The 4,426-nt window shown below is 73.1% G+C and carries 6 protein-coding genes; all 6 read left to right on the top strand.

The annotated features are described in order from the left end of the window. Positions 1-17 precede the first annotated feature (17 nt). The 6 genes from MXD58_RS20945 to cobA all read left to right on the top strand — a co-directional run bounded on the left by MXD58_RS20945 (position 18) and on the right by cobA (position 4,372). Positions 18-422: a response regulator gene (locus MXD58_RS20945; protein WP_250609776.1), complete on the top strand. Its 405-nt coding sequence runs from the start codon at positions 18-20 to the stop codon at positions 420-422. A 221-nt stretch (positions 423-643) separates the two neighbouring features. Beyond that, a complete protein-coding gene (locus MXD58_RS20940) occupies positions 644-793 on the top strand; it encodes a putative leader peptide (protein ID WP_248839643.1) in 150 nt (49 codons plus the stop codon). A 68-nt stretch (positions 794-861) separates the two neighbouring features. Further along, positions 862-2,568 carry a nitrite/sulfite reductase gene (locus MXD58_RS20935; protein WP_248839644.1) on the top strand — a complete coding sequence of 569 codons (1,707 nt, stop codon included), beginning with the start codon at positions 862-864 and terminating at the stop codon, positions 2,566-2,568. After that, positions 2,561-2,758 (top strand): Insertion element protein, encoded by a 198-nt coding sequence (locus tag MXD58_RS20930; RefSeq protein ID WP_248839645.1) that lies wholly within the window; start codon positions 2,561-2,563, stop codon positions 2,756-2,758. Before MXD58_RS20935 ends, MXD58_RS20930 begins: the two co-directional genes overlap by 8 nt. Further along, entirely contained in the window at positions 2,758-3,429 is a 672-nt protein-coding gene (locus MXD58_RS20925) for a phosphoadenylyl-sulfate reductase (RefSeq protein WP_248839646.1), read from the top strand. Before MXD58_RS20930 ends, MXD58_RS20925 begins: the two co-directional genes overlap by 1 nt. Before the next feature lie 82 nt (positions 3,430-3,511). After that, positions 3,512-4,372 carry a uroporphyrinogen-III C-methyltransferase gene (gene cobA / locus MXD58_RS20920; protein WP_250609775.1) on the top strand — a complete coding sequence of 287 codons (861 nt, stop codon included), beginning with the start codon at positions 3,512-3,514 and terminating at the stop codon, positions 4,370-4,372. Positions 4,373-4,426: the final 54 nt, after the last annotated feature.

Genomic DNA, 4,426 nt, shown 5'->3' with positions numbered 1-4,426 from the left:
CCCGCGCCGGGGCGGGCGTGCCGGGCCCGCCGCCTGCTCCGCCGCCGCGCCGGGTCGTCGTCGTCGACGACGCCGACGGTGTGCGGGATCTGCTGTGCCTGCTGCTGGGCACCGAGCCGGACTTCGTGATCGTCGGTGCCGCATCCAACGGGGCGGAGGCGATCGAGGAGGTCGTCCGTACTGCGCCGGACCTCGTCCTACTCGATCTCGCCATGCCGGTGCTGGACGGCATCGGCGCGCTGCCCCGGATCCGCCGGGCGGCGCCGCGGGCGGTGGTGGTGATCTTCACGGGGTTCTCTGAGGCGGCGCTGCTCGACCGGGTGCTCGCCCTCGGCGCTGACGCGCTGCTGGAGAAGGGTCTGGCGACCGGGCCCCTCGTGGATCAGCTGCGCAAGCTGTGTGCCTCTCCGCGCCTGACCTGATCGGGACTTGTTCATCTTCCCTACCGATGCGGTAGGGTTGTGGTGGCGGTGTCCGAAGGCGGCGTTGGGGAGGCGGATTCGCCCGGGTTGTGGTGATTTGCCGCCCAGTGGTGGCGGCTCGACAGGTCATCGCTCTCACAACCTGCCCATCGGCGCCCCATCTGTGGAAACATGGACCCGTGTTCCTGCGCGCCCTCACCCCTTGGGCGCCGGCCTCGCGCATGTCCGGCCAACAGGTCGGCGTCGCGTCCCGGCGTGGGGTAGCGCCGTCCCCCGCGGCTTCGTGCCTGGTGATCGAGCCGATGCTCGTCGCCCGTCTGCACGTCGACCTGCTGCGGGTCTCCAGCGCGAGCTGTCGCCGCTTCCGCTGACGTCCTGACGTCCCTGCGCGGCGCCGTGTCCACGGCGTCGCGCCTCCCCGCGCGTCGAGAGATCTCCCATGTCTTCTCCTGCCCGTCCGGCCCGATCCACCACGAGCCCGTCCCGTCCCAAGGGGGCGGGCCAGTGGGCGCTCGGCTACTCCGAGCCGCTCAACGCCAACGAGCGGATGAAGAAGGACCAAGGCGGTCTGGAGGTGCGCGACCGCATCCTCCACCAGTACCCGCACACCGGTTTCGACAGCATCGACCCGCAGGACCTGCGCGGCCGGTTCCGCTGGTGGGGCCTGTACACGCAGCGCCGGCCGGGCATCGAGGGCGGCCGCACGGCGGTCCTGGAGCCCGAGGAGCTCGACGACTCCTACTTCATGCAGCGGGTGCGCCTCGACGGCGGCCGGATGAGCGCCGACCAGCTCCGCGTCATCGCCGACATCTCGACCCGGTACGGCCGGGACGTCGCCGACGTCACCGACCGGCAGAACATCCAGCTCCACTGGATCCGGATCGAGGACGTGCCGGCGATCTGGGGGGCGCTCGAGGGTGCCGGGATGACCACCGCGGAGGCCTGCGGTGACACCCCGCGGGTGATCCTCGGCTGCCCGCTCGCCGGCGTCGACGGGGACGAGGTCATCGACGGCAGCGACGTCATCGACGAAGTGGTGCGCCGTTTCGTCGGCGACCCGACGCTCGCGAACCTGCCCCGCAAGTTCAAAAGCGCGATCTCCGGCTGTGTCGACCACTGCACCCTGCACGAGATCAACGACATCGCGTTCGTCGGCGTCGTCCACCCCGAGCTCGGCGCCGGCTACGACCTGTGGGTCGGCGGTGGCCTCTCGACGAACCCGCGGCTGGGCGTGCGGCTCGGGGCGTTCGTGCCGCCGGACCGGGTCGCCGAGGTCTGGCACGGCGTCGCATCCCTGTTCAGGGACTACGGCTACCGCCGGCTGCGCACCCGCGCGCGACTGAAGTTCCTGGTGGCGGACATGGGCCCCGAATGGGTCCGGACCACCCTGGAGAAGGAGTACCTGAGCGCCGCGCTGCCGGACGGGCCGGCGCCGGCGCCGCCGCGCAGCGAGGGCCGCGACCACGTCGGCGTGCACCGCCAGCGCGACGGCCGCAACGCCGTGGGCTTCGCCCCGCGGGCCGGCCGGCTCACCGGGACGACGCTGGCGACCGTGGCGGACCTCGCCGACCGGTACGGCCAGGGCCGTATCCGCGCGACGACGACGCAGAAGCTCGTCATCCTCGACGTCGCCGACGACGCGGTCGACGCGCTGGAGACCGAGCTCGCCGCCCTCGACCTCGTGGTCCGGCCCAGCGTGTTCCGCCGCGGCACGATGGCCTGCACCGGCATCGAGTTCTGCAAGCTGGCGATCGTCGAGACCAAGGGCAACGCGCGCGACCTGATCACGGAGCTGGAGCGCCGGCTGCCGGACTTCGACGAGCCGATCGGCATCAACATCAACGGCTGCCCGAACGCCTGCGCCCGCTTCCAGGTCGCGGACATCGGGCTCAAGGGCTCGCTCGTCCCGGACGACGCCGGGGAGATGGTCGAGGGATTTCAGGTGCACCTCGGCGGTCACCTCGGGACGAACTCGCGTCTGGGTCGCAAGTCCCGGGGCCTGAAGGTCACCGCGGACGGGCTCGTCGACTACGTCGTCGGCCTGCTGACGACCTACCAGGCCGAGCGGGACGGCGAGGAGAGCTTCGCCGACTGGGCGCAGCGCGCCGAGGAATCGTCGCTGACGGCGGCGGGTTCTGGTGGCTAGCGCCGATCGCGCGGTGCCCTTCTACTGCCCGTACTGCGGCGAGGAGGACATCGTTCCGGAACTGGCGCCCGACGGCGCCGGCTCCGGGCACGGGCACTGGTCGTGCCGGTCCTGCCGGCGCGGCTTTCGGTTGAGCCTGACTGCCCTCGCGGTCGGGCCCCGGGAACGTGGCAACGAGGAGACAAGCTGATGGACGTCGCGTTGAGGACCCGGGCGCTGCGGGCCGCTGACGAGCTGGAGGGCGCGCCCGCCGAGGAGATCCTGGGCTGGGCGGCCGAGGAGTTCGGCACGAAGCTGGTGGTCGCCGCGTCCATGGCCGAGGCGGTCCTCGTCGACATGCTCGCCCGGATCCGCTCGGACATCCCGGTGGTCTTCATCGACACCGGCTACCACTTCGCCGAGACGATCGGCACCCGCGACGCGGTCGCCGCCACCTACGACCTTCCGATCATCAGTGCCCGCCCGCAGCTCACCGTCGCCGGCCAGGACGCCGTGCACGGCGCCGACCTGTTCCGTACCGACCCCGACCTGTGCTGCCGGATGCGCAAGGTCGTGCCGCTGGACCGGGCGCTGGCGCCCTACCGCGCCTGGGCCGCCGGCTCCCGGCGCGCCGAGTCCGCCAAGCGCGCGGGCCTGAAGGTCGTGGACTGGGACGCCCGCCGCGGCAAGGTGAAGATCCATCCGCTGGCCGCCTGGACCGACGAGGACGTCGACCGCTACGTCGCCGAGCACAACGTCATCGTGAACCCGCTGCTCTCCGACGGCTACGACTCCGTCGGCTGCCAGCCGTGCACCCTGCGCGGCTCCGGCCGCGGCGGGCGCTGGGCCGGCACCGCGAAGACGGAGTGCGGCATTCACTGATCCGTCGGCGCGGATCCGCCCGAGGCGAACAGATAGGTTGCACGCCGTGGCAGACGGGTGCGGTGCGGGAGAGGTCTGGCTGGTGGGCGCGGGCCCGGGAGATCCGGGGCTGCTGACGGTGCGCGGGCGCGAGCTGCTCGCCGCCGCCGATGTCGTCGTGGTCGATCGGCTGGCCGGCGCCATGCTGCTCGACCACGCGCCGTCGTCGGCTGAGATCATCCACGTCGGCAAGAGCCCCACCACCCGCTCCTGGTCCCAGGAGGAGATCAACGCGGTACTGGTCGACCGGGCCCGCGCCGGTGCCCGGGTGGTGCGGCTCAAGGGCGGCGACCCGTACGTGTTCGGCCGCGGCGGCGAGGAGGCCGAGGCCTGTGCCGCGGCCGGCGTGCCCTGCGGCGTCGTGCCCGGCGTGACCTCCGCGCTCGCGGTGCCGGCGCTGGCCGGCGTCCCCGTCACCCATCGCGACGCGGCGCAGGAGATCGTGATCGTCTCCGGGCACCTGTCCCCCGGTCATCCCGGGTCGACCGTGGACTGGGCCGGCCTCGCCGCGTCCCGGGCGACGATCGTCGTCCTGATGGGCGTGGCGCGGCTCATGGACATCGCCGACGCTCTGCTGGCCGGCGGCCGCGCCGAGGCGACGCCGGTGGCCGTGATCGAACGGGGCGCCACCCCCGCCCAGCGGGTTCTGCGCACCACCCTGGACGCCCTGGCCGTCGACGCGATCGCCGCCGGGGTGCGCTCCCCGGCTGTCATCGTGGTGGGTGAGGTGGCCGCCCGTGACGACGCCGCGGTCGATCTGACCCGCCCGCTGGCCGGCGTGCGTGTGCTGGTCGCCCGGACCCGGCCGCGTCCGGGCCGGCTGGCGATCGAGCTGCGGGCCCTCGGCGCGGACGCGGTCGAGACGGTCGTGGCCCGTCCCGCACCGGCCACACCAACCCGGTGACCGGCGGCGCGTGGAGCCCCGACGGCACCCACATCCTCACCACCAGCAACGACG

Origin of the sequence: Frankia sp. AgKG'84/4 (assembly GCF_023242965.2) — a bacterium.
Lineage (GTDB): Bacteria > Actinomycetota > Actinomycetes > Frankiales > Frankiaceae > Frankia.
The sequence above is the reverse complement of the archived record's forward strand: the minus strand, read 5'-3'. Positions and strand labels throughout refer to the sequence as shown.